The organism is Rhizobium sp. 10N427, assembly GCF_056394605.1.
Map to the genome: position 1 here is coordinate 593,420 of NZ_JBFTID010000002.1, position 23,664 is coordinate 617,083.

24 protein-coding genes and 1 pseudogene are annotated in these 23,664 nt (G+C 61.5%); 19 read left to right on the plus strand and 6 right to left on the minus strand.

Annotation, left to right across the window (positions count from 1 at the left end; translation table 11 throughout):
* Window positions 1-12: 12 nt before the first annotated feature.
* Complete coding sequence (locus AC1DIJ_RS07395; protein ID WP_112386193.1) at window positions 13-615, minus strand: thymidine kinase; 603 nt, start codon at window positions 613-615, stop codon at window positions 13-15.
* 236 nt (window positions 616-851) lie between these two features.
* On the opposite strand from AC1DIJ_RS07395, the gene AC1DIJ_RS07400 reads away from it, so the two are divergent.
* From AC1DIJ_RS07400 to aptA, 6 genes are all read left to right on the plus strand, one after another.
* Window positions 852-1,808: a choline ABC transporter substrate-binding protein gene (locus AC1DIJ_RS07400; protein ID WP_112386192.1), complete on the plus strand. Its 957-nt coding sequence runs from the start codon at window positions 852-854 to the stop codon at window positions 1,806-1,808.
* Window positions 1,809-1,889: 81 nt separating this feature from the next.
* Entirely contained in the window at window positions 1,890-2,735 is an 846-nt protein-coding gene (choW, locus tag AC1DIJ_RS07405; RefSeq protein WP_112386191.1) for a choline ABC transporter permease subunit, read from the plus strand.
* Window positions 2,732-3,784 carry a choline ABC transporter ATP-binding protein gene (gene choV, locus AC1DIJ_RS07410; RefSeq protein WP_112386190.1) on the plus strand — a complete coding sequence of 351 codons (1,053 nt, stop codon included), beginning with the start codon at window positions 2,732-2,734 and terminating at the stop codon, window positions 3,782-3,784. Before choW ends, choV begins: the two co-directional genes overlap by 4 nt.
* A gap of 32 nt (window positions 3,785-3,816) precedes the next feature.
* Entirely contained in the window at window positions 3,817-4,572 is a 756-nt protein-coding gene (locus AC1DIJ_RS07415; RefSeq protein WP_112386189.1) for a HugZ family pyridoxamine 5'-phosphate oxidase, read from the plus strand.
* Between the two features lie 106 nt (window positions 4,573-4,678).
* A complete protein-coding gene (locus AC1DIJ_RS07420; protein ID WP_112386188.1) occupies window positions 4,679-4,996 on the plus strand; it encodes an ArsR/SmtB family transcription factor in 318 nt (105 codons plus the stop codon).
* Between the two features lie 317 nt (window positions 4,997-5,313).
* Window positions 5,314-6,639, plus strand: a complete 1,326-nt coding sequence (gene aptA, locus AC1DIJ_RS07425) for an omega-aminotransferase AptA (protein ID WP_112386187.1) — start codon at window positions 5,314-5,316, stop codon at window positions 6,637-6,639.
* A gap of 83 nt (window positions 6,640-6,722) precedes the next feature.
* On the opposite strand, the gene AC1DIJ_RS07430 is transcribed toward aptA, so the two are convergent.
* A complete protein-coding gene (locus AC1DIJ_RS07430) occupies window positions 6,723-7,673 on the minus strand; it encodes a cyclic di-GMP phosphodiesterase (protein ID WP_112386186.1) in 951 nt (316 codons plus the stop codon).
* Between the two features lie 520 nt (window positions 7,674-8,193).
* Between AC1DIJ_RS07430 and AC1DIJ_RS07435 the strand changes: the two genes are divergently transcribed.
* The gene (locus tag AC1DIJ_RS07435) at window positions 8,194-9,300 is read left to right on the plus strand and encodes a branched-chain amino acid ABC transporter substrate-binding protein (RefSeq protein ID WP_112386185.1); all 1,107 of its coding nucleotides are present in this window, start codon (window positions 8,194-8,196) and stop codon (window positions 9,298-9,300) included.
* Between the two features lie 64 nt (window positions 9,301-9,364).
* On the opposite strand, the gene AC1DIJ_RS07440 is transcribed toward AC1DIJ_RS07435, so the two are convergent.
* Together AC1DIJ_RS07440 and AC1DIJ_RS07445 are read right to left on the minus strand one after the other, a co-directional pair.
* Window positions 9,365-9,628, minus strand: coding sequence for an Lrp/AsnC ligand binding domain-containing protein (locus AC1DIJ_RS07440; RefSeq protein ID WP_112386184.1), 264 nt, complete (start codon window positions 9,626-9,628; stop codon window positions 9,365-9,367).
* Window positions 9,629-9,656: 28 nt separating this feature from the next.
* Window positions 9,657-9,815 carry an AsnC family transcriptional regulator gene (locus AC1DIJ_RS07445; RefSeq protein ID WP_162705924.1) on the minus strand — a complete coding sequence of 53 codons (159 nt, stop codon included), beginning with the start codon at window positions 9,813-9,815 and terminating at the stop codon, window positions 9,657-9,659.
* 99 nt (window positions 9,816-9,914) lie between these two features.
* Here AC1DIJ_RS07445 and AC1DIJ_RS07450 point away from each other — a divergent pair, with 99 nt between their 5' ends.
* The 4 genes from AC1DIJ_RS07450 (at window position 9,915) to AC1DIJ_RS07465 (ending at window position 13,167) form a co-directional block, all read left to right on the plus strand.
* Window positions 9,915-10,874: a pyridoxal-phosphate dependent enzyme gene (locus AC1DIJ_RS07450; RefSeq protein WP_112386182.1), complete on the plus strand. Its 960-nt coding sequence runs from the start codon at window positions 9,915-9,917 to the stop codon at window positions 10,872-10,874.
* 84 nt (window positions 10,875-10,958) lie between these two features.
* Window positions 10,959-12,656: an adenine deaminase gene (gene ade / locus AC1DIJ_RS07455; protein ID WP_112386181.1), complete on the plus strand. Its 1,698-nt coding sequence runs from the start codon at window positions 10,959-10,961 to the stop codon at window positions 12,654-12,656.
* On the plus strand, window positions 12,653-12,913 hold the full coding sequence (locus AC1DIJ_RS07460; RefSeq protein ID WP_477831361.1) for a hypothetical protein: 261 nt from the start codon (window positions 12,653-12,655) through the stop codon (window positions 12,911-12,913). Before ade ends, AC1DIJ_RS07460 begins: the two co-directional genes overlap by 4 nt.
* Window positions 12,910-13,167 (plus strand): ParE family toxin-like protein, encoded by a 258-nt coding sequence (locus AC1DIJ_RS07465; protein ID WP_112386180.1) that lies wholly within the window; start codon window positions 12,910-12,912, stop codon window positions 13,165-13,167. The genes AC1DIJ_RS07460 and AC1DIJ_RS07465 overlap by 4 nt, the downstream gene beginning before the upstream one ends.
* An 11-nt stretch (window positions 13,168-13,178) precedes the next feature.
* On the opposite strand, the gene bglA is transcribed toward AC1DIJ_RS07465, so the two are convergent.
* Complete coding sequence (gene bglA, locus AC1DIJ_RS07470; protein WP_112386179.1) at window positions 13,179-14,819, minus strand: beta-galactosidase BglA; 1,641 nt, start codon at window positions 14,817-14,819, stop codon at window positions 13,179-13,181.
* A gap of 267 nt (window positions 14,820-15,086) precedes the next feature.
* On the opposite strand from bglA, the gene AC1DIJ_RS07475 reads away from it, so the two are divergent.
* The 8 genes from AC1DIJ_RS07475 to AC1DIJ_RS07510 all read left to right on the plus strand — a co-directional run bounded on the left by AC1DIJ_RS07475 (window position 15,087) and on the right by AC1DIJ_RS07510 (window position 23,356).
* On the plus strand, window positions 15,087-16,667 hold the full coding sequence (locus tag AC1DIJ_RS07475; RefSeq protein WP_112386178.1) for a peptide ABC transporter substrate-binding protein: 1,581 nt from the start codon (window positions 15,087-15,089) through the stop codon (window positions 16,665-16,667).
* Between the two features lie 48 nt (window positions 16,668-16,715).
* Complete coding sequence (locus tag AC1DIJ_RS07480; protein ID WP_112386177.1) at window positions 16,716-17,639, plus strand: ABC transporter permease subunit; 924 nt, start codon at window positions 16,716-16,718, stop codon at window positions 17,637-17,639.
* A complete protein-coding gene (locus tag AC1DIJ_RS07485) occupies window positions 17,636-18,553 on the plus strand; it encodes an ABC transporter permease subunit (RefSeq protein WP_112386176.1) in 918 nt (305 codons plus the stop codon). Before AC1DIJ_RS07480 ends, AC1DIJ_RS07485 begins: the two co-directional genes overlap by 4 nt.
* 1 nt (window position 18,554) lies before the next feature.
* Window positions 18,555-19,547, plus strand: coding sequence for an ABC transporter ATP-binding protein (locus AC1DIJ_RS07490; protein ID WP_112386175.1), 993 nt, complete (start codon window positions 18,555-18,557; stop codon window positions 19,545-19,547).
* Entirely contained in the window at window positions 19,540-20,523 is a 984-nt protein-coding gene (locus AC1DIJ_RS07495; protein ID WP_112386174.1) for an oligopeptide/dipeptide ABC transporter ATP-binding protein, read from the plus strand. Before AC1DIJ_RS07490 ends, AC1DIJ_RS07495 begins: the two co-directional genes overlap by 8 nt.
* A 150-nt stretch (window positions 20,524-20,673) precedes the next feature.
* Window positions 20,674-21,021 (plus strand): hypothetical protein, encoded by a 348-nt coding sequence (locus AC1DIJ_RS07500; RefSeq protein WP_112386173.1) that lies wholly within the window; start codon window positions 20,674-20,676, stop codon window positions 21,019-21,021.
* 126 nt (window positions 21,022-21,147) lie between these two features.
* Complete coding sequence (locus AC1DIJ_RS07505) at window positions 21,148-22,059, plus strand: sugar kinase (protein ID WP_112386172.1); 912 nt, start codon at window positions 21,148-21,150, stop codon at window positions 22,057-22,059.
* 139 nt (window positions 22,060-22,198) lie between these two features.
* Window positions 22,199-23,356: a glycosyltransferase family 4 protein gene (locus AC1DIJ_RS07510; RefSeq protein ID WP_112386171.1), complete on the plus strand. Its 1,158-nt coding sequence runs from the start codon at window positions 22,199-22,201 to the stop codon at window positions 23,354-23,356.
* 189 nt (window positions 23,357-23,545) lie between these two features.
* Here the strand turns inward: AC1DIJ_RS07510 and AC1DIJ_RS07515 are convergent.
* Window positions 23,546-23,664 (minus strand): annotated as a pseudogene (locus tag AC1DIJ_RS07515) (IS110 family transposase); the annotation flags it as partial.

Genomic DNA, 23,664 nt, shown 5'->3' on the forward strand with positions numbered 1-23,664 from the left:
AAATCCACCTTTTCAGACGGCCTCGGCCACGAAGGGGCCGTTCATTTCGTCGTCCCAGTGCCTGCGGCAGAGCGAAACATATTTCTCGTTGCCGCCGACATCGATCTGCGCGCCCTCGTGCAGCACCTTCCCCTCGCCGTCGAGCCGCACCACCATTGTCGCCTTGCGGCCGCAGTGGCAGATGGTGCGCACTTCGCGCATCTCGTCAGAAATGGCGAGCAGCTCCTCGGAGGCCGGAAACAGCTTGCCCTGGAAGTCGGTGCGCAGACCATAGACCATGATCGGGATACCGAGGCGGTCGACGATGCGGGCGAGCTGCCAGACATGCTCGCGCGTCATGAAATGCGCCTCGTCGACGAAGACGCAGGCGATCGGCTCTCCCTCACCGGCAAGCCGTGCCACCAGTGCTAGCAGATCGGTCTCCGCCTCGAAGGGAATGGCCTTGGCTTCCAGGCCGATCCGCGAGCCGATGATGCCCTTGCCGGTGCGCTCGTCGAAGGCGGCGATCAGCATCACCGTGCGCATGCCGCGCTCCTGGTAATTGTAGGAGGCCTGCAGCAGCATCGTCGTCTTGCCGGCGTTCATCGTCGAGTAATTGAAGTAGAGTTTCGCCATGTTTTTCTCCGTTCCTCGCTTTTGACGGCTCGAATCGCCGATGAGAAGAGCGCAGAGCTGATAACCACAGGAAATCCACGCGCGAATCCCGCCGGAATCCTTGCTTTTCAGGCCATCACGGAAAATTGCGCGACGTCGCAATCGAGTATGCCAAACCGCCGCAAACGCACTGTGGTCGCTTGTAAATGTCAGCTATTGATGGTTGGCTTGGGGACGATAAGACTGGGAGTCTATAAATGAGAACGACAAGCGCATCCAAACTGCTTACCGCAACTGCCGTTGCAGCTCTTTCCATTGCCACGGCCGCATTCGCAGCAGATCCTGAAAGCTGCACCGCCGTGCGTTTTTCCGACGTCGGCTGGACTGACATCACCGCAACCACCGCAACCGCAACCGTCGTGCTGAAGGGCCTCGGCTATGAGCCGAAAACCACGGTTCTGTCGGTGCCGGTCACCTATCAGTCGCTGAAGAACAAGGACATCGACATCTTCCTCGGCAACTGGATGCCGACCCAGGAGAAGGACGTCCGTCCGTTCCTCGACGACAAGTCGGTTGAATCCTACGGTCCGAACCTCGTCGGCGCGAAATACACGCTCGCGACCAACGCCAAAGGCGCCGAACGCGGCATCAAGGACTTCAAGGACATCGCTGCCCACAAGGATGACCTGGACGGAAAGATCTATGGCATCGAGCCCGGTAACGACGGCAATCGCCTGGTCATCGACATGATCGACAAGAACACCTTCGGCATGAAGGGCCTTGAGGTCGTCGAATCCTCCGAACAGGGCATGCTGGCGCAGGTCGCCCGCGCCGAGAAGGCCGGCAAGCCGGTCGTCTTCCTCGGCTGGGAACCGCACCCGATGAACACCAACTTCAAGCTGACTTACCTGACCGGCGGCGACGACGTCTTCGGTCCTGATTTCGGCGGCGCCAAGGTGTTCACCAACGTTCGTGCCGGCTATTTCGGCGAATGCCCGAACACCGGTACCCTGATCAAGAACATGACCTTCTCGCTCGAGATGGAAAACCAGATCATGGGCAAGATCATGAATGACGGCGAAGAGCCGGAAAAGGCTGCTGCGGAATGGCTGAAGGCCAACCCGTCGGCGCTCGATCCCTGGCTCGCAGGCGTCAAGACGCGTGATGGCAGTGCCGATGGCCTGCCCGCCGTCAAGAAGAGCCTTGGCCTCTGACGATGACGTGCGCGGGGCGGCTTTGCCGTCCCGCCTCCATTTCATCCCGAATTCTTGATCTTTTTTGGATAGGCACGCCCCTTGGACTGGATCACTGACGCTAAAATTCCGATCGGCTCTTGGGCCAAGTTGTTCGTTGACTGGCTGACGACCAATGCCGACTGGTTCTTCAACCAGCTGGCCTTCATCCTGTCGCATGTCATCGACGGCATGCTCTTCGTGCTGCAGGCGCCGCATCCATTGATCGTCATCGCCGCCATCACCGGCATTGCCTACTGGATACGCCGGTCGGTCGTCGTCGCGGTCTTTACCTGTCTTGGGCTGCTACTGATCACCAACCAGGGTTACTGGAAAGAGACGACAGAAACGCTGGCGCTCGTGCTCGCCTCCACTTTCGTCTCCATGCTGGTCGGCATTCCGCTCGGCATCGCCGCAGCGCGGCGCGCCTGGGTCTATTCGGTCCTGCGCCCGATCCTCGATCTGATGCAGACGATCCCGACCTTCGTCTATCTGATTCCTGCCCTCATCCTCTTCGGCCTCGGCATGGTGCCGGGCCTGATCGCTACGGTGATCTTCGCCATTCCCGCCCCGATCCGCCTGACGCGCCTCGGCATCATCTCCACCCCGCCGTCCCTCGTCGAAGCCGCCGAGTCCTTTGGCGCGACACCGATGCAGGTGCTGCGCAAGGTCGAACTCCCCTTCGCCACGCCACAGATCATGGCCGGTCTGACCCAGACCATCATGCTCTCGCTGTCGATGGTGGTCATCGCCGCCCTCGTCGGGGCCGACGGTCTCGGCGTCCCCGTCGTTCGCGCGCTGAACACCGTCAACGTCGCCAAGGGCTTTGAAGCCGGTCTCTGTATCGTCATCCTGGCGATCATCCTCGACCGCATGTTCCGCACTGCAGGTGAAGGAGACGGCGTATGACCTCCGTTCGTTTCGACAATGTCAGCATCATCTTCGGCGACAAGCCGGAAGCCGCCCTCTCGATGGTCGATCAGGGCAAGACCCGCGACGAGATCGGCGCGTCGACCGGCCTCGTGCTCGGTGTCGCAGATGCCTCTATCACCGTCGAGGAAGGCGAAATCCTCGTCCTCATGGGCCTCTCCGGCTCCGGCAAGTCCACCCTGCTGCGCGCCGTCAATGGGCTGGCGCCCGTCGTTCGCGGCTCGGTGACGGTCTCTACAGCCACCGGCCCCGTCGATCCCTATAAATGCAGCGCCAAGGCGCTGCGTGATCTGCGCATGCACACCGTGTCGATGGTGTTCCAGCAGTTCGCGCTGCTGCCCTGGCGCACGGTCGCCGACAATGTCGGCTTCGGTCTGGAACTCGCCGGCATGGCCGACGCCGAGCGCAAGAAGCGCGTTGATGAGCAGCTCGAACTTGTCAACCTGACAAAGTGGGCAAACCGCAAGGTCAACGAACTCTCGGGCGGCATGCAGCAGCGCGTCGGCCTCGCCCGCGCCTTCGCAACCGGTGCGCCGATCCTCCTGATGGACGAGCCGTTCTCCGCCCTCGATCCGCTGATCCGCACCCGCCTGCAGGACGAACTCCTGGAGTTCCAGCGCCGCCTGAAGAAGACCATCCTCTTCGTCAGCCACGATCTCGACGAAGCCTTCCGCATCGGCAATCGTATTGCCATCATGGAAGGCGGGCGCATCATCCAGTGCGGGACCCCGCAGGAAATCGTCAAGAACCCGGCCGACCAGTATGTTGCGGACTTCGTGCAGAACATGAACCCGATCAACATGCTGACGGCACAGGACGTCATGCAGCCGGGTCTCGGCCAGTCTGCCGTGGGCGCCACCGTCACCGCGACGGCCAAGCCCGCAACGCCTCTCGTCGATATCCTCGATGCCCTGTCCCGCCAGCCGGGCAGCATCGGCGTCGTCGACAACGGCACGATCGTCGGCACGATTTCGGCGCAGGACATCGTCAGCGGCCTCACCCGCCACCGGCGCAAAGAACAGGCTTGATCCTTTAGTCCACTTCCGCCAGAAAAGTGGACATGAAAGATCAAGCTTCCGTATTGCGGGAGACGGACGGGCAGGCCCGGACGCTCGCCCGCACCCTGCTCCGTTCGGCCCGCTATGCCGGCCTCGCCGTACTCGATCCGGCGACCGGCTTTCCCTTTGCCAGCCGCGTGCTGCTCGGCACCGATATAGACGGCACGCCCGTCGTCCTCGTCTCGGCGCTCTCCACCCATACCAAGGCACTGGAAGCCGATCCCCGCGCCTCGCTGCTAACAGGCGAGCCCGGCAAGGGCGATCCGCTCGCCTACCCGCGCCTGACGACGCAATGCATCGCCGAACCGGTGGAGCGCGGCAGCCCGCTTCACGAGCGCATCCGCGGCCGTTTCCTGAACCGGCATACCAAGGCCAAGCTCTATATAGACTTCCCGGACTTCCGGTTTTTCCGCTTGCTGCCGCAGTCCGCCAGCCTCAACGGAGGCTTCGGCCGGGCCTATCTCCTGGAGGGTTCGGACCTTGCGATTCTCTCCCCCGCCAACGATGCGGTGGCGGCGGAAGCCGATGCCATAGTGCGAGATTTAGTAGACAACCACCCAGAGGTGCTTAGGGCGCTTGAAACCCGTTTCAAGGGGACAATTGACGGGACTTTGAGGGTTTGTGGCCTGGATAGTGCTGGTTTTGACGTGATTTCGGGCGATAACTTGTCACGTTGTGAATTCGAAGAGCCTGTCACAAAACCCGGGGAAATTATTCCACACATATCTAAAATAGCATACTCGATACCCGAAATTTAGGTATATACAATCTTCATGCCCAATTGCTACTTTTCGGGCGTCCGCCAAACCCCGTCTAACGCCCTGTGCCTATACGGAAAAAATTCGCATTAGGAAGATTGGAATAATGGAAAATACTGACTTGTCAGATCACGCTAATGTGGCGGCCGCGCTTCTGTCAGCAATGGCAAACCCCAAGCGCCTGCTCATCCTCGTGAGCCTCGTGAAGGGTGAAGTTCCCGTCGGCGTCCTCGCGACGCAGGTTGGCCTTAGCCAGTCTGCCCTGTCGCAGCATCTCTCCAAGCTTCGCGCCCAGAAGCTGGTCCGGACCCGCCGGGATGCGCAGACCATTTATTACTCGAGCAATTCCGAGCCTGTGATGAAAATCCTGGCAACGCTCGAAGACATTTACGCTGTTCAGAACCGGAGCCGTTCCGCGGCCTAAAGTCAACGCTGACATCACGTCAGCCAAGAACCGGTCCGCCAATGGAATCATTCCGGAATGGACCGGACGCAGTATTTCAGCACGTCAACCCTACTTCTTGACCGGCAGATCGCTCGATTTGCCGGTCTTTTTCGTTTCGGCCGGATACCGTTCCGGCGGTATTTCCATGCGGCGGCAAAGCGCATAGCAATGAGCGGTAAACTCTGGTTTCGTGCGCTTTCGGTCTCTTGACGCCCGATTCCGCGCTGATAGTTTGACCGGACGGTAAAAATACGGGCTCAAGCCCGGGGAACGGGCCTCGCGGCCAGGAGAACAGCATGTCCAATCGCCTCAATACCCCGAACGACCTTCGCGCCTTCTGGATGCCGTTTACGGCAAACCGCCAGTTCAAGAAGGAGCCGCGCATGTTCGTCGGCGCCAAGGACATGTATTACACCACCCATGACGGCCGTCAGGTGCTTGATGGCACCGCCGGTCTCTGGTGCGTCAATGCCGGCCACTGCCGCCCGAAGATCACCGAGGCGATCCGCGAACAGGCGGGCGAACTCGACTACGCCCCGGCCTTCCAGCTCGGCCACCCCAAGGCCTTCGAACTGGCGAACCGCCTGGTCGATATCGCTCCGGAGGGTATGAACCACGTTCTCTACACCAACTCCGGCTCTGAATCGGTCGAGACCGCGCTCAAGGTGGCGCTGGCCTATCACCGGGTAAAAGGCAACGGCTCGCGCTTCCGCCTCATCGGCCGCGAGCGCGGTTATCACGGCGTCAATTTCGGCGGCATCTCGGTTGGCGGCATCGTCTCCAACCGCAAGATGTTCGGCACGCTTCTGACCGGCGTCGATCACATGCCGCACACCCACCAGCCCGGCAAGAACAACTTTACACGCGGCGAGCCTGAGCATGGCGGCGATATCGCCACCGAACTTGAGCGCATCGTCACCCTGCACGACGCCTCGACCATCGCCGCCGTCATCGTCGAGCCGGTCGCAGGTTCCACCGGCGTGCTGATCCCGCCGAAGGGCTATCTGCAGAAGCTGCGCGAGATCTGCACCAAGCACGGCATCCTGCTGATCTTCGACGAAGTCATCACCGGTTTCGGCCGCCTCGGCGCGCCGTTCGCCGCCCAATATTACGACGTCATGCCCGACATGATCACCACCGCCAAGGGCCTGACCAACGGCGTCATCCCGATGGGTGCCGTCTTCGTGACCTCGGAGATCCACGACGCCTTCATGAGCGGCCCCGAGCACATGATCGAGTTCTTCCACGGCTACACCTATTCGGGCAACCCGATCGCTTCGGCCGCTGCACTCGCCACGCTCGACACCTACAAGGAAGAAGGCCTGCTGACCCGCGCCGCGGAGCTTTCCGACTACTGGGCCGACGCGCTGCACTCGCTGAAGGATTGCCCGAATGTCATCGACATCAGGAACACCGGCCTGATCGGCGCCATCGAGCTCGACCCGATCGCCGGCGAACCGACCAAGCGCGCCTTCACGGCCTTCCTCAAGGCCTATGAGAAGGGTCTGCTGATTCGCACGACCGGCGATATCATCGCGCTGTCTCCGCCGCTGATCATCGAGAAGCACCATATCGACGAGCTGTTCGGCAAACTGCGCGAAATCCTGCAGAACAACATCTGATTGTCAGCAACTGGAAACACAGAAAGGCCCGCCGGAGCGCATCTCCGGCGGGCTTTCTCATGTCTTGATCTTAAGCTTTGATCTCAGGCCTTGTGCGCCGAAGCGACCGATAGGCAGAGCGCAAAGCGCTTCAGCAGCTTGATGTCGAAATGCCCTTCGCGGCTCAGCATCCATTTCAGGGCGTCGGCCGGCGTCCAGGGCTGCTTGTAGGGGCGGATCGAGGTGATGGCGTCATAGACGTCGCAGATCGCCGCGAGCTTTGCATAGATGCTCAGCTTCGAGCCGGGAACCATGTTCGGATATCCCCGCCCGTCGATCCGCTCATGGTGGTTGAGGCAGACGTCGAGAACGATGTCAGGCATGCCCGCCTGCCGCTTCAGGATCGCATGGCCAAGTTCCGGATGGCTGCGGATCAGCTGCATTTCCTCGTCGTCGAGCTTGCCTTCCTTGGCGAGAATCTCGTGCGGGATTTCCACCTTGCCGACATCGTGCAGCAGACCGGCAATGCCGAGGACTCGAACCGTCTCCTCGTCGAAATCCAGATAGCGGGAGAAATGGATCATCAGCGCGCTGACCGACAGCGAATGTACGAAGGTCGTCTCGTCCTTCGACTTCAATCGCGTGACGCTGAGGAAGATCGCCGGGTTTTCATCGAGCGACGTGGACAGTCCCGAAATGACGGGCGCGATATCATCGATCGCGACACCCGCCCCGCCTTGAATCTTGCTGAAGACATCTTCGAGCTGCTCGGCGGATTTCTGGATGGTTTCGCGGGCGGCCTTGGTCTGCGCCTCGACGGCACGGGGATCCTCGGACGCATAGGCAGGCACATTGGAGCGCAGGCCGTTGGTATCGACGCCCTTGGCTGTGTTGATGACCACCCCGGCGACACCGCTGCCACGCAACCGCTGGGCATCGGATTCCCGCCTGACGAGAAACCGGTGACGCCCGAGCAATGGGTCGTTCCAGGCCCCTTCGACGGCCTCGATAAACATCCCAGCCCTCACCTGGCTGGCTTCAATGCGCTTTAGCATTCAGTCGCTTAGTCCCAACGCACGATTAGACTTGCTGGGCCGAGTTTATTCTTGAGACACACTCCAGATCGGCCACCCCTCTACAACCTTCATAGCATGCAAATGTTAATCGGTTCTATTTTACGAATATTCTCACGCACAAAGATTCACAGACTATTCTTGGTATATTTTCGGCGTTATTTGCAACTCGTGGATTAAATCGTTTTGAGCACTTAGCCCAAGGTAGATGCCGGCTAACGACCTCTGAAAAACTCCCGAATTTTACGAAAATGACGCGAGGCACCGCTCGTTTCGCTCAATCCAGAACAATTTTGGTAGTGATTTTGTTATTTCCTTGCGAAATCAAATCAGAATTCCTAGAAAATCGCCATGCGCCCGCCGAAGTCAAAGATGGCCGGAAGGGCGCATTGACCGCACCGAAGCCGCCGTCTTGGCGCAACTCAAAAGAGTTGTTGTACGCACCGGTTTCGATGTCGCGGCAGTCACGCGGGCCGAAAGCCCAACCCAAGGAGAACGAAAAATGAGTCTGAAGACTTTGACTGGCGCGACGATGCTCGCATCGCTGGCTTTTGCACCGCTTGCCCATGCCGATATCACCATCGGCCTCATCGCCCCCCTCACCGGCCCGGTTGCCGCTTACGGCGATCAGGTGAAGAACGGCGCGCAGACCGCTGTCGACGAGATCAACAAGAATGGCGGCATCCTCGGCCAGAAGGTCATCCTCAAGACCGCTGACGACGCCGGCGAGCCGAAGCAGGGCGTTTCCGCCGCCAACCAGCTGGTCGGCGAAGGCATCAAGTTCGTCGTTGGCCCGGTCACCTCGGGCGTTGCCATCCCGGCATCCGACGTGCTGGCTGAAAACGGCGTGCTGATGGTTACCCCGACGGCAACCTCTCCTGATCTGACGAACCGCGGCCTGACCAACGTCCTGCGCACCTGCGGCCGTGACGACCAGCAGGCTGGCGTTGCTGCCGAATATGCCCTGAAGCATTTCAAGGACAAGCGTATCGCCATCATCAACGACAAGGGCGCTTACGGTAAGGGTCTCGCCGACAACTTCAAGGCAACCCTGAACGCCGGTGGCGTCAAGGAAGTCATCGACGACGCCGTCACGCCTGGCGACAAGGACTTCTCCGCGCTCACCACCCGCCTGAAGGCTGAAAAGGTCGACGTCGTCTATTTCGGCGGCTACCACCCGGAAGGCGGCCTGCTCGCCCGTCAGCTCGCCGACCTCTCGGTCAAGGCGACGATCATCGGCGGTGACGGCCTGTCGAACAACGAATTCTGGAACATCGGTACCGAAGCCGCTGCCGGCACGATCTTCACCAACGCTTCCGACGCCACCAAGAGCCCGGACTCCAAGGCCGCTGCTGCAGCGCTCGCCGCCAAGAAAATCCCGGCCGAAGCCTTCACGCTGAACGCCTATGCTGCCGTCGAAGTCATCAAGGCCGGCATCGAGAAGGCCAAGAGCGCCGAAGACGCGGAAGCCGTCGCAACCGCCCTCAAGGGCGGTGAGGCCATCCCGACCGCAATCGGCAAGCTCACCTACGGCGAAACCGGCGACCTCTCCTCGAAGAGCTTCGAGCTCTACAAGTGGGAAGCTGGCAAGGCCGTTCCGGTCGAATAAGCCGCTCTATAGCAAGAACCATGGATCGGGCGCCGCGAGGCGCCCTTTTCTTTTGCGCTGCGGATCATTCGACATGCACGGCAAGCGTCCGCTTCAGCGTCTTCAGCACGACGCTGGTGGTGAACTTTCGGATGTTCCGATTGAGCTCCATCATCCGGTCGGCCAGCACGTCGAAATGCTCCACCGACTGCGCCAGAATGACCAGCGTATAGTCGCCGCGGCCGGAGGTGCACCATGCCTCCTGCACTTCGGGCGTCTCGGCAATCCAGCGCATGAACGGCTGCAGAAGCTCGGGCCTGTCGCGCTCCAGCTCCACCTCGACAAGCATCGAAACCGCCGTGCCGATCTTTTTCGGATCAACGATGGAGGATCACCTTCTCGTCTCGCAGCTTCTGCAGCCGCCGCTGCGTCGACGATTGCGACAGCCCGACGCGCTCGGAAAGTGCGGCCAGCGTAATCGTCGCATCCTCCTGCATCAGCTTGATGATCTCGCGGTCGGCCTTCGTCAGCGTCATGAGAAAAATTCCCGAATAGTTGCGTTTCTTGCGGAGTAATTCCTGTCTTATCCAGAGATAACGGGAAAATCCGCGGCTTTTCATTGTCATCCTCACCGCATGAAAAACATCGAGCAACACCCTACCGCCGACGGCATCCGCGCAGCATCGAAAGCGATCGATCCCGTCTTCCTCAACAGCCCGCTGATCGAACAGCAAAGCGCCAATCTGGCGCTCGGCCTCCGGCTCCTTGCCAAGGTCGAGACGCTCAACCCGATCCGCTCGTTCAAGGGCCGCGGCACCGATTGGTGGCTGCGCAACGAACCGCCGAGTGATGCGCCGATTGTCTCGGCTTCGGCCGGAAACTTCGGTCAGGGCCTCGCCTATGCCGGCCGTTCCCAGGGCCGCCGCGTCATCATCTTTGCCGCCACCACCGCCAATCCCGGCAAGGTCGAAGCCATGAGGCGGCTCGGCGCCGAAGTCCGCCTGGAGGGAGATGATTTCGATGCCGCCAAGGCAGCGGCTCGTTTTCATGCCGAGACAAACGGCTGCCCTTTCGTGGAGGACGGCGCCCTGCGCGCAATTGCCGAGGGTGCAGGCACGATCGCCCTGGAACTCACGGAAGAACTTGGCGATGCGGCAACCGCGCTCGATGCGATCGCCGTCCCACTCGGTAATGGCGCGCTGCTGACCGGCGTCGGAACCTGGATCAGGGCGCACGCACCGAACTGCCGGGTGATCGGCGTCGTTGCCGCAAACGCCCCGGCGATGAAACGCTCCTGGGAAACCGGCCGGCTGGTTTCGACGGAGACGGCATCGACCGCAGCCGATGGCATTGCCGTTCGCGAATGCGTGCCTTATGCGCTGGACTGCATGAAAGCGACTGTCGATGATGTCTGGGAAGTCACCGAGGCCGATATCACCAACGCCCGCGACTTCTGCCGCCAGCACTATGGCCTCATTGTCGAGGAAGCCGGCGCCGCAGGCATCGCCGGCCTGATCAGCCACGGCGCCAGCCTGAAGGGCCAGACGGTGGCAACCATCCTCTGCGGCGCGAATGTACGGACCGATATCGCCTGATCGGCACCGCGCCGTCGATCGCCTCTCCCCGTGGCGCCTGAGAACGTCTAGGCTAGGCAACCGATTCAGCCTGAGGAAGCCACCATGACCAACCGCCTCGAAACGATGATCGACCAGGGAACCGGCCGCGAACCGGCCGATATCGTCCTCAAGGGTGGACGGTTCTTCGATCTGGTAACCGGCGAAATCGTGGCCTCAGACATCGCCATCTCCGGCGACCGGATCGTCGGCACCTGCGCCGATTATCAGGGTGCCACCGAGATCGATATATCAGGGAAGATCGTCGTCCCCGGCTTCATCGACACGCATCTGCATATCGAATCCTCGCTTGTCACCCCGCATGAATTCGACCGTTGCGTCCTGCCTTACGGCGTCACCACGGTGATCTGCGATCCGCACGAGATTGCCAATGTCATCGGCGAAGACGGCATCCGCTTCTTTCTGGAGTCGGCGAACGAAACCATCATGGACATCCGTGTCCAGCTTTCCTCCTGCGTTCCGGCAACGCATCTGGAGACGGCAGGCGCCGATCTGCCGATCGAAAAGCTCCTGCCCTTCCGCGATCACCCGAAGGTCATCGGCCTCGCCGAATTCATGAATTTCCCCGGTGTCATCAACAAGGATCCGGTCTGCATCGCCAAGCTCGAGGCTTTCCAGGGCGGCCATATCGACGGCCACGCGCCGCTGCTGCGCGGCACCGCCCTCAACGGCTATCTCGCCGCCGGCATCCGCACCGAGCATGAATGCACGACCGCCGAAGAGGCGCTCGAAAAGATCCGCAAGGGCATGCATATCCTGGTGCGCGAGGGTTCTGTCTCGAAAGACCTGCACGCTCTGATGCCCATCATCACCGAGCGCCTGTCGCCCTATCTGGCGCTCTGCACCGATGACCGCAATCCGCTCGATATCGCCGAACAGGGCCATCTCGACTACATGATCCGCACCGCGATCAAGCACGGCGTCGAGCCGCTCGCCGTCTATCGCGCCGCCTCGATTTCCGCCGCCCGCGCCTTCGGGCTCAGCGACCGCGGCCTTGTGGCGCCCGGCTGGCGCGCCGATCTCGTGGTCATCGACAGCCTCGAAAACTGCAAGGCGGAGATGGTCTTCGCCGCCGGACGCCGCTTCACCGACGCGCTCTTCGCCACCCGCAAGCCGGTCGCCCCCGTCGGCCTCGACAGCGTCAAGGCCCGTCCGGTTCAGGCCATGCATTTCGGGGTGCCGGTTGCCGAGGGTGAAACGCCTGTCATCGGCGTCATGCCCGGCAAAATCATCACCGAGCACCGCCGCTACCGCCTGCCGGTCAAGGGCAACCAGACCGATCTCGATCTCGGAAACGACATCATCAAGGTCGCCGTCATCGAGCGCCACGGCAAGAACGGCAACCATGCCAACGGCTTCGTTCAGGGCTTTGGGCTGAAGAAGGGCGCGATCGCCTCGACCGTCGGCCATGACAGCCACAATATCTGCGTCGTCGGCGTCAACGAGGACGACATGGCGCTCGCCGCCAACCGCCTCGGAGAAATCAAGGGCGGCTTCGTCGTCGTCGAGGACGGCAAGGTCACCGGCGAAATCCCGCTCCCCGTCGCCGGCCTGATGAGCCTTGAGCCCTACGAGACCGTCCGCGACACGCTGCATCACTTGAGAAAGGCCGCCTATGCCCTTGGAACGACTCTGGAAGAGCCCTTCCTCCAGGTCGCCTTCCTGCCGCTCCCGGTGATCCCGCACCTGAAGATTTCGGATATGGGGATGGTGGATGTCGACCGGTTCATGCTGATCGGGTGAGCGATCTTGGCAATGCGCTGCAGCTTCACTATCTTTCGATCAGACCGGAGAGTGCCATGAGCAAACTTGAGCAGATCGAAAAATCAGTGACTGAACTGACCCAGCAGGAGTTCAGCGCTTTTGCAGAATGGTTCGAGACGCTGCAGATGGAGCGTTGGGATCGGCAATTGGAAGCCGATGCAGCGAGCGGCAAGCTCGACCAATTCGCCGATGAAGCGCTTGCTGAATTCCGCGCCAGGAAGACGAGACCGCTTTGAGGCATCACGCCACCGACTCCTTCTGGCGAGCCTATAATAAGCTCCCCGAACACGTAAGGCAGCACGCCGACGAAAGCTTCGAGCTTCTAAAATCCGATCCCAAACACCCCTCTTTGCACTTCAAGAATATCGGCCGTTTCTGGTCCGCGCGAGTCGGTGCGTCATGGCGAACCCTCGCCGTCAGAGACGGCGACGACTTCATCTGGTGGTGGATTGGCTCGCACGCGGAATACGACAAGCTGCTCAAGCCTTAGTCAACGGCGTATCACGTCAAGCGGCCGCAATACCCGCTCAGCGGCGCAAGCTTCAGCGAAGTTCCGGAAACCGCTCCCTTGAGCCCCGGCACCGCAACAGCGCCAGCCACCTTCACACCCGCAGGCAGTTCAAACGCCGCCGCCTCGCGCGTCAGGTTGAAAACAAAAAGCAGCTTCTCACCAGCCTTCGTCCGCGTAAATGCCAGCAGGTCCTGGTTGGTGCCGAGGAAGTCCATGTCGCCGTCAATGAGCGCCGGATGCTGTTTGCGGAATGCCAGCGTTTCCCGGTAATGCAAAAGCACAGAAGCGGCGTCCGCTTCCTGGGTGTCGACGGATAGCGCTGCCTGCTCGTAGGGCACCGGCAGCCAGCTCTTCTCCGCGCCGGTGAAACCGGCATGCGCCTTGGCCGCTTCCCAGGGCATCGGCGTGCGGCATCCGTCGCGGCCCTTGAAGGCCGGCCAGAAGCGGATGCCGTAGGGATCGCGCAGGTCCTCGAAGGCGAGCTCGGCTTCGGGCAGGCCGAGTTCCTCACCCTGATAGAGGCAAATCGAACCGCGCAGCGCCGCCAGTACCGAAATCGCCAGCTTGGCGATCACCGGCCGCTCTGCCTCGGTCTTCGCGAAGCGGCTGACATGGCGGTTGACGTCGTGGTTGGAAAAGGCCCAGCAGACCCACCCGTTTGCCACCATGCGCTGGAACGTATCGACGCATTTGCGGATATGGGCAGCGGTGAAATCGGGGCCGAGCAGGTCGAACGTGTAGCACATATGCAGCTTGTCGCCGCCGTCGACATAGGCCGCCACCGTCTTCAGCGAGCGCGCGCCATCACCGACCTCGCCGACCGTCGTCCTGTCTTCATACTGGTCGAGCAGCGCCCGGAAGCGCTTGAGGAAATCGACATTCTCCGGCTGCGTCTTGTCGTAGAGATGGTTCTGCATGCCGTAGGGATTGCTGTCGGGCGCATCGAGCCCTGCATCGCTCTCGTCGGGCTCGTGCGGAGGGTTGTCGCGCAGCAGCTTGTCGCAGAAGTAATAGTTGACCGTATCGAGCCGGAAGCCATCGACACCGCGGTCGAGCCAGAATTTCACGGTCTTCAGCACCGCGTCCTGAACCTCCTTGTTGTGAAAATTCAGATCCGGCTGCGAGGTCAGGAAGTTGTGCTGGTAATATTGGCGGCGCACGCCGTCCCATTCCCAGCCCGGCCCGCCGAAGATCGACAGCCAGTTGTTCGGCGCCGTGCCGTCGCGCTTCGGATCGGCCCAGACATACCATTCGGCCTTCGGATTATCGCGGCTCGCCCGGCTCTCGATGAACCACGGATGCTGGTCGGAGGTGTGGGAGATCACCTGGTCGATGATCACCTTGATGCCATGCGCATGCGCGGCCTTCATCATCTCGTCGAAATCGTCGAGCGTGCCGAAGATCGGATCGACGTCGCAATAATCGGAAACGTCGTAGCCCATATCGGCCATCGGCGACTTGAAGAAGGGCGACAGCCAGATCGCATCCACGCCGAGGCTGGCAATATACGGCAACCGGCGCGTGATTCCCTTCAGGTCGCCCAGACCATCGCCGTTCGTATCCTGAAAAGAGCGTGGATAGACCTGATAGATCACCGCGCCCCGCCACCAGTCCGCCGTCTTGCCTGCCATGAATGCACTCTCCGAATAGTCCGAATGCAGACAGACTAAAGCCGTGAAAACAAAAAACAACTGCGTTAACAGCCTATTCTGGGGTAGACGCGGAAAGGCAAATTCGTGCCGCATATAGGCTTGTCCACACCCATGACGACCCCTTCGCAAGGGGGGTTGCAACGCCAAACCTTTGCGATAAGGTGCGCGTTGACCTGCACGTAACAGGTCAAAACCGGGAACAAATGACTAAAAACAGGCGACAAAGCCTGGAAAGGTGGCCCAACCATGAACCATATAACGAAAAAAATTCTAGCTTCCGCAATGTTTGGCACATTGCTGGCTTTCTCGGCCCACGCGGCCACGATCAACATCCACAATGGCGGCGACCCGACATCGCTCGATCCGCAGAAACTGTCAGGCGACTGGGAAAACCGCATCGCCGGCGACATTTTCGAAGGTCTCGTCACGGAAGATGCCAAGGACAATCCGATTCCCGGCCAGGCCGAGAGCTGGAAAGTGTCCGATGACGGCAAGGTCTACACCTTCAAGCTTCGCGACGGCATCAAGTGGTCCGATGGCCAGCCGGTAACGGCCGGAGACTTCGTCTTCGCCTTCCAGCGCCTCGTCGATCCGAAGAACGCCGCCGATTATGCCTACCTGCAGTTCACCATCAAGAACGCGGAAAAAATCAACAAGGGCGAGATCGCCGATCTCAACCAGCTCGGCGTCAAGGCTGTCGATGACAAGACGCTCGAGATCACGCTCGAAAATCCGACCCCCTATTTCATCAACGCGCTGATGCACTACACCGCCTATCCGCTGCCGAAGCATGTGGTGGAAGCCAAGGGCGCCGATTGGGTGAAGATCGGCAACATCGTCACCAACGGTCCCTATAAGCCGACTGAATGGATTCCGGGTTCGCATGTCACCACCGTCAAGAACGACCAGTATTACGGCGCCAAGGACGTGAAGATCGACGGCGCCAAGTTCTTCGTCCTCGAAGACCAGGAAGCGGCGCTGAAGCGCTACCGCGCCGGCGAATTCGACATCCTCACCGACTTCCCGACCGACCAGTACGAGTGGATGAAGAAGAACCTGCCGGGCCAGGCGCATGTCGCGCCGTTCTCCGGTCTCTACTACTACGTCATCAATTCACAGAAACCGCCCTTCAGCGACAAGCGCGTCCGCCAGGCCCTGTCCATGGCGATCAACCGCGAAGTCATCGGCCCGCAGATCCTCGGCACCGGCGAACTGCCGGCCTATTCCTGGGTCCCGCCGGGCACGGCGAATTACGGCGATCCGGCTTACGTCTCCTGGAAGGACCTGCCCTACAAGGACAAGGTCGAGGAAGCCAAGAAGCTGCTCAAGGAAGCAGGCTTCGGTCCTGATCACCCGCTGACGGCCGAGCTCAAGTACAACACCAACGACAACCACAAGCGCATCGCCGTGGCGATCGCCTCGATGTGGAAGCCGTTGGGTGTCAATGTCGAGCTCGTCAATGCCGAAACCAAGGTGCATTACGACCAGCTGCAGCGCGGCGAAGTGCAGATCGGCCGTGCCGGCTGGCTCGCCGACTACAACGACCCCGACAACTTCCTGAACCTGCTCGTGACAGGCGTCCAGATGAACTACGGCCGCTGGTCGAACCCGGAATATGACAAGCTGATCAAGGACGGCAACGCCCAGACCGATCTGACCAAGCGTGCCGAAATGTTCAAGAAGGCCGAGCAGATCGCGCTGGATGATTCCGCCGCGCTGCCGATCTACTACTACGTCTCCAAGAACGTCGTTTCGCCCAAGATCGAGGGCTTCGTCGACAACGTCCAGGACATCCACCGCACCCGCTGGCTGTCGATGAAAGAGTAAAGGAAAACGGCCCTTTCCGCGCCTTGCGGAAAGGGCCGGTCCACGATCATGATCAAATATGCACTCCGTCGATTGCTGTCGACGATCCCGGTTCTGTGGATCGCCGTCACAGCCTGCTTTTTCGTTTTGCGCCTTGCCCCCGGCGGCCCCTTCGATGGCGAAAGGCCATTGCCGCCGGTGATCCTGAAGAACCTGGCTGTCCACTACAATCTGGATAAGCCGCTCATCCAGCAGTACCTCATCTATGTGGGTGATCTGCTGAGAGGCGATCTCGGCCCGTCATTTGCCAGCGAAGACTTCACCGTCGCGCAGCAGATCATGATCGGCCTGCCCTATACCTTCACGATCGGCACGGCCGCTTTCCTGCTCGCCATCATCGTCGGCGTCTTCGTCGGCTGTCTTGGGGCGCTCTATCAGAACAAGACGCCGGATTACATTCTGGGCGCTCTGATCCTGGTAGGCGTCGTGCTGCCGAACTTCCTGATCGCGCCGATCCTGCAGCTGGTCTTCGGCATCCATCTCGCCTGGCTTCCGGTCGGCGGCTGGGGTGACGGCTCGCTGAAATACCTGGTGCTGCCCGTCGTGGTGCTGGCGCTGCCGCATGCCGGCCGCATCTCGCGCATCACTCGCGGCTCGATGATCGAGGTGATGGGCCAGAACTATATCCGCACCGCCAAGGCCAAGGGCATCGGTCCGCGCCTGACGGTCATGCGTCATGCGCTGAAGCCCGCCATGATGCCCGTCGTCTCCTATCTCGGCCCGGCGGCCAGTTATCTTCTCACCGGCTCGCTGGTCGTCGAAAGCGTCTTCGGACTGCCCGGCATCGGCCGCTATTTCATCAATGCAGCGCTGAACCGCGACTACGGCATGGTTCTCGGAACGGTCATCTTCTACATGGTGCTGATCGTCTTTTTGAACCTTCTCGTCGATATCGCCTACGCGTGGCTCGATCCGAAAGTGAGAAACCGATGATCCTCAATCCTGCCAAACGCGAGTTGCTGGCAGCCGAACTGCTGGAGGCCGAAGGCCTGGCGCCGGAAGGCCGCTCGCTCACCAAGGACGCGCTCCGTCGCCTGTCGCGCAACAAGGCCGCGGTAGTCTCGATCGTCGTCCTCGTGCTCCTGGTTCTCGTCGCCTTCATCGGCCCGTGGTTCATCCCCTATAATTACGAGGATCCGGACTGGGCCGCCTTCCGCATCCCGCCCTCCTTCGAAACCGGCCACTATTTCGGCACCGACCCGAACGGCCGCGATCTGCTGGCCCGCGTGCTTTACGGCACCCGCATCTCGCTGGCCGTCGCCTTCACCGCAACGCTGGTCTCTGTCGTCATCGGCGTGCTCTACGGCGCCATCTCAGGCTATATCGGCGGACGGCTGGATTCGATCATGATGCGCTTCGTCGACATCATGTACGCCTTCCCCTACATCCTCTTCGTCATCCTCTTGATGGTGATCTTCGGCCGCAACGTCTACCTGCTCTTTGCAGCGATCGGCGCGCTCGAATGGCTGACCATGGCCCGTATCGTTCGCGGCCAGACGCTGTCGATCAAGCACCGCGAGTTCATCGAAGCCGCACGCGCTTCGGGCCAGCGGCCCCTCAAGATCATCATCAAACACATCATCCCGAACCTGATCGGCCCTGTCGTGATCTTCGCGGCACTGACCGTGCCCGAGATCATCGCCACGGAGAGTTTCCTCTCCTATCTCGGCTTCGGCGTGCAGGAACCGCTCACCTCGCTCGGCACACTGATCGCCGAGGGCACCGATGCCATGGAAAGCATGCCTTGGCTGCTGATCTTCCCGGCCGGTTTCCTTGTCGCCCTGCTGCTCAGCCTGCTGTTCATCGGCGACGGCCTGCGCGACGCGTTCGACCCGAAGGATCGCTGACATGACCGAAAACCTTCTGGAACTCAAAGACTACTCGATCACCTTCGAGACCCCGGACGGCCAGGTAAAGGCCGTCTCCAACATGAACCTGTCGATCAAGCGCGGCGAGCGTGTCGCCATCGTCGGTGAATCCGGCTCCGGCAAGAGCCAGACGTTTCTCGGCGTCATGGGCTTGCTTGCCAAGAACGGCAGAACATCGGGCCAGGCGCTGCTTGAGGGACGCGACGTGCTGTCGCTGAAGCCGAAAGAGCTCGACCAAGTCCGCGGCAAGGACATGGCCATGGTCTTCCAGGACCCGATGACCGCCTTGAATCCGTCTCTCAGGATTTCCCGGCAACTGACGGAACAGCTTGAGGTTCACCGCGGTTTCACGGCGCGCGCCGCCTCAGCCGAAGCCCTCGACATGCTGAAGAGGGTCGGCATTCCTGACCCGACAAGGCGCTTCAATCTCTACCCGCACGAGCTCTCCGGCGGCATGCGCCAGCGCATCGTCATCGCCATGGCGCTCCTGACCAAGCCGAAGCTCCTGATCGCCGACGAGCCGACGACGGCGCTCGACGTCACCATCCAGGCGCAGATACTCGATCTGTTCAACGACCTGACCTCGGAGATGAACACCGCGCTGGTGATGATCACTCACGATCTCGGCGTCGTCGCCGGCCTCGCCGACCGCGTCGCCGTCATGTATGCCGGGCGCATCGTCGAGGAAGCGCCGGTCGACGAACTCTTCGACAACCCGGCGCATCCCTATACGGCGGCGCTTCATGCCTCGATCCCGCGCCCGGATCAGGATGTCGACGAACTCGTCGTCATCCCCGGACGGCCACCGAACCTGCAGCATCTGCCGAAAGGCTGCAATTTCTCGCCCCGCTGTTCGCAGGTCCAGGACGATTGCATCAATCGCCCGCCAACGCTCGAAACGCTTGCGCCGCGCCACTGTGCCGCCTGCTACCATCCCTTCCCGCGCCGCGAGGAGCTTCTGATCCATGGCTGACCGTTCCCTGCTCCGGGTCGAAAATCTGACGACCCAGTTCGAACTGCCCGCCAAGGGCTTCTTCAAGCCGCCGGTCATGCTGACAGCGGTCAACAATGTGAGCTTCGATCTCAAGGAAGGCCGCACGCTCGGCATCGTCGGCGAATCCGGCTGCGGCAAGTCCACGCTCGGCCGCTCCATCCTGCGCTTGCTGACCTCGCAGAAAGGCCGCATCCTCTGGCAGGGCCGCAACCTGCTCGATCTTTCCGACGAGGAGATGCGGGCCGCACGCCGCGACATGCAGATCATCTTCCAGGACCCGATCGCCTCGCTCGATCCCCGCATGACGGTCGGCGACATCATCGCCGAACCGCTGACGGTCTTCGAACCGAAGCTGTCGAAAGCACAGCGCCTGGACCGCGTCCGCGACATCATGAATGCCGTCGGCCTCGTGCCCGAAATGATCAACCGTTACCCGCATGAATTCTCGGGCGGTCAGGCGCAGCGTATCGGCATTGCCCGCGCCGTCGTGACCAAGCCGAAGCTGATCATCTGCGACGAGCCGGTCTCCGCGCTCGACGTGTCGATCCAGGGCCAGGTCATCACCCTCTTGCGCAAACTGCGCAAGGAATTCGGCCTGACGCTGATCTTCATCAGCCATGACCTCTCGGTTGTGCGGTTAATTTCCGACGACGTGCTGGTGCTCTATCTCGGCAAGGTGGTCGAAGCAGGCGATTGCGCGACGGTGTTCGAAAACCCCGCTCACCCCTATACGCAGGCGCTCTTCTCGGCAGCCCCGATCCCGGATCCGAAGCTTGCCCGGCAGCGCACCCGCATCCGTCTGCAGGGCGATCCGCCCTCGCCGCTCAACCCGCCGAAGGGCTGCGTCTTCTCGCCCCGCTGCTGGAAGGCGACCGACATCTGTCGCACCGAAATGCCGCCGACAGAGCAGGTTCGGCCCGGGCAATCGGCGGCCTGCTATCACATGGATCGCTGATCTCAAATCCGCCCTGGCGACTGACGCGCGCAACACGCGGACAGCTCCAGCGCTTGCCCCGGAGCGGAACAAATGACGCTCCGGGGCAGTTTCCTCCTCGTGAAACACATGTTCCGGGTCTTGGTAGGGCTCCGAATGGAGGAAAGAATAATGCTGAAATTGATCTCGAATGCCGGTCTTGCCCTGGCACTCACCTTGGGCAGCGTCGCGCTGCCCGTAAGCTTTGCGCAGGCGCAGGACGTGCAGTTCCGCATTGGTCCAGATGGCGTGCGCATTTACGATCGCGACCGCGACAGGGATCGCTACGGTGACCGCGATCGCGATTTCCGCCGCGGCTGCAGCCCGCGCGAAGCCGTGATGGCCGCCCGCGATGCGGGCCTGCGCCGCGCCGAAGTCGTCCGCGTTACCGACCGCAGTGTCACCGTTCGCGGCTGGACGCGCGGTGGTCCTGACCGGATCATTTTCGCCAATCGCCGTGGCTGCCCGGAAATCGGCTAAGCTTCAAAAACCGCGTTTCGAAAAGAGACGGCCCGCCCAAAGCGGGCCGTTTGCATGTGCTGTGCGCTTGCCACCCGAGGCCTCTGCGCGTAAGCAGCAAACGCTTAAGAATTCCGGGAGGCTGATTTGAGCGGACGCTTTCTTTCGATCGGTGAATGCATGGTGGAGCTGTCGCAGGCTGGTGAAGGCCTGCTGCGAAAGGGCTTTGCTGGCGACACGCTGAACACGGCCTGGTATGCCCGCGCCTGCATGCCCTCCTCCTGGACCGTCGATTACTTCACCGCGCTCGGCGACGACGCCATGTCCGACGAGATGGCCGCCTTCTTCGAGAGCCACGGCATCGGCACCGGCCATATCCGCCGCATCAAGGGCAAGGCGCCCGGCCTCTACATGATCAACCTCAGGAACGGCGAGCGCTCCTTCAGCTACTGGCGCGACAGCTCCGCCGCCAGGCAGCTGGCGGCCGACCCCGACCGCCTGCGCGAGGCGGTCGAAGCCTCCGACGTCATCTATTTCTCCGGCATCACGCTGGCCATCCTGCCGCGCGAGGATACCGATACCCTGCTGGCCGAAACCCGCCGCGCCAAGGCCTCCGGCAAAACAGTCGTCTTCGATCCGAACATCCGCCCGCGGCTCTGGTCGAGCTATGACGTGATGCACACGGTCATCAGCGAAGGCGCCCGCGCCTCGACGCTGGTCATGCCGAGCTTCGACGACGAGGCCTCGCATTTCGGCGACGACTCGATTGAGGCGACCATCCACCGCTACCGCGCGCTCGGCGCCCCCAACATCGTCGTCAAGAACGGCGCCGATGGCGCCACGCTGGATTTCGAAGGCAAGCGCGCCGCGGTTCCCGCCGAAAAAGTCGAGACCGTCGTCGACACGACCAGCGCCGGCGACAGCTTCAACGGTTCCTTCCTGGCGAAATACCTCGAAACCAGGGACGCCGAGACAAGCGCCCGCTTCGCCGCCAAGGTCGCCGCCCGCGTCGTCAGCGAACACGGCGCGCTGGTTGCCAGGGACAAGCTTGGGCTCTAGGCCCGGCTCTCCAGGCGCTCTGTAATAAATCCATCACGGAAAGCCTTCAAAATAAGGAACGCGGGAATCGCTCCATCTGTGGAGCAAGCCCGCCTGGGGTCGTGTCCGCCGAAGCCGGCGGCCTGGATGGATACGGGATATGCTTCAACATCCTTCGAAGAGCCAGAGTGGCGAGAGCTGGGCCAATGCCGCGCCCGGGACGGTGCCCGAACGCCTCGTCATCGTCACCGACGCCTGGCACCCGCAGGTCAATGGTGTGGTGCGCTCGATCGAGAATACCAATCGCGAGCTGGCGAAGATGGGCGTCGAGGTGTCGATGGTCACGCCCGAGCGCTTCGCGAGCTTCCCCTGCCCGACCTATCCCGAGATCCGCCTGTCGGTCGCCCGCTATGGCCGCGTTGCCCGCGAGATCGAGAAACACCGGCCGTCCTACGTTCACATCGCCACCGAAGGCCCGCTCGGGCTGACGGCGCGGCGCTGGTGCCTGAAGAACCGCATGCCGTTCTCCACCAGCTATCACACCCGCTTTCCGGAATATGTCTCGGCCCGCCTGCCGGTGCCGAAGAGCTGGCTCTACGCTTTCGTGCGCTGGTTCCACAATTCGGGCGCCGGCTGCATGGTGGCGACCCCCAGCCTCGCCCGCGAACTGGCGGAAAAGGGTATCCGCAACCTGATGCCTTGGACACGCGGCATCGACGCCTCGCAGTTCCACCCGGCCGAACTCGAGGAAAAGCCCTTCGGCCTGCAGCGCCCCGTCTTCATGACCGTTGGCCGTGTGGCGCTGGAAAAGAACCTGCCCGCCTTCCTCGATCTCGATCTGCCCGGCTCGAAGGTCGTCGTCGGCGATGGTCCGGCCCGTGCCGAGCTTGCCAGGCGCTACCCCGATGTTCTTTTCACCGGCATCAAGTTCGGCGAGGAACTGGCTGCGATCTACGCCCAGGCCGACGTTTTCGTCTTCCCGTCGCTGACCGATACCTTCGGCAATACCATCCTCGAGGCGCTCGCCTCCGGCGTCCCGGTCGCCGCCTATCCGGTCACCGGCCCGCTCGACATCATCGGCGATGACGGCGAAGTTGGCGCGCTGGATGATGACCTGCGTGCCGCCTGCCTTGCCGCACTTTCGGCGTCCCGCGAAAAGGCCCGCGAGCTGGCGCTGAACTATTCCTGGGAAGCGGCAACGCAGCAGTTCATCAACAACATCCGCGCCGCCAACGGCGTCATCGCCCCGAAATGGAAGCGCGCCTGGCAATATGCCAAGACCCTGCCAAGGCGGAAGGCGGCGATCGCTGCGGAGTGATGAAGCCTAGGATTTGAATTCGTTTGAGGTTTGCGGGCGTAGCCCCCTCATCCGACCCTTTGGGCCACCTTCTCCCCGCTGGGGAGAAGGGACTTGAGGCAACTGCAGCCCCCGAAATCCAACATCGCGAGCACGCGAGAGAGTGCGGCGATTCCCTTTTCCCCTCGGGGAGAGCGACTGTCTTCGGCGTCAAGCGTTTTGCCATGGTTTTGCGTCCCGGATGATAGCGTTGAGGATGGTGAGGAGCTTTCGCATGGTTGCGACGAGGGCGACGATCTTCGGCTTGCCGGCTGCGACGAGCCGGTCGC